The following is a 1253-nucleotide window of genomic DNA, read 5'->3' as shown; positions in this document are numbered from 1 at the left end:
TATGAGCAGGGATACAAACGTCCCAAGGAGTAGACATAAAATGAGCAAAATCGGGTTTATTGGTCAATCTTCATTTTTGACGGAGCTGCCTTGTATTTATACTTCCTACAGACATCAACTGAGCTTTTATTTAAGTATCAGCTATCACCAATGAGTATAATAGTATTGATAGTATTGGTAGTTGAGCTTCCCAGCTTAATAAATCCCTCAAAAGATACACTAGCATAGCTTGGGTAATCTGTAAACCTCCCTGACCCTCTTGGTAAAAAATCCAATCAACATGGTACACAGTAAAGTATAAATCAACTACTTTGGGGCGAGGGAGGTAGCCTTGGTAGTAGGTAAACCTATTACTGGAGTAAGTCCTTTTAACTCAGGACTGTCTGGCTGATGCACTCAGAAATATTTTCAAGTTAGATGACTGGAATCTACACTGCCGATGAATTACAACAGCTGATCACCCACGAGTCAGAGCGATGGCGACCACTGGTATTTACTAATGGGTGTTTTGATCTACTACACATTGGTCATGTGCGTTACTTAAAGATTGCCAAATCCTTGGGTTCATCTCTAGTGGTGGGGCTAAATAGTGATCAATCAGTAAACCGCATTAAACCATCACAGCCAGGATATCCTCCCCGACCACTGGTTCCTGAAATACAGAGGGCAGAAATTCTGGCAACTCTCAAACCCGTAGATGGGGTAGTGATTTTTGCTGAAACCACAGCTACTCGTTTAATTGAAGCATTGCAACCAGAGGTGTATGTTAAAGGGGGTGACTACAGTCTATCGACTTTACCAGAAGCCCCGATTGTTCAATCCTACGGGGGGCGGATTGAGTTAGTCCAGGTTGAATTTCCTACCTCCACTACTCAAATCATTAACCGCATTCTTCAGGCTCGATAAGCACGTGAGAATAGAGAATGGTTGAAATTTGATAAGTTGTTGTGGGTGTAAATTGATTATTTGTCAATTTTGGAAAAAACTTTTCATACCCTCGGGTGTTGTCTCTCCGTCGCGGGTGTCTCCCTATCTACTTCAGTATAGGCACCCTTAAATTAGCCATGATAGCACGCTTACATTAGGTACTAAGCACGCTTACACCCTTAACTATTAACCATTAACCATTAACCATTAAACCAACACCTAACCCCTAACCCCTAACAATTAACCTGCAAGTCAATTGTCTCGCTTCGGTGCTTTACTCCTAAGCTGCTCGAACAATTAACTTGCAGGTTAATTGTTAGGGGTTA

The 1253-nt window shown here is 41.7% G+C and carries 1 protein-coding gene; it reads left to right on the top strand.

Going from position 1 to position 1253, the window contains the following annotated elements; all coding sequences use genetic code 11:
- The first annotated feature begins 417 nt into the window (after nt 1-417).
- The gene (locus F6J94_RS33935; protein ID WP_071106454.1) at nt 418-906 is read left to right on the top strand and encodes an adenylyltransferase/cytidyltransferase family protein; all 489 of its coding nucleotides are present in this window, start codon (nt 418-420) and stop codon (nt 904-906) included.
- The last annotated feature ends 347 nt before the right edge of the window (nt 907-1253 follow it).

Origin of the sequence: Moorena sp. SIO1F2, from assembly GCF_010672755.1 — a bacterium.
GTDB lineage: Bacteria > Cyanobacteriota > Cyanobacteriia > Cyanobacteriales > Coleofasciculaceae > Moorena.
Note: the sequence above shows the minus strand (reverse complement) of the source record. Positions and strands in the feature narration are given on the sequence as shown.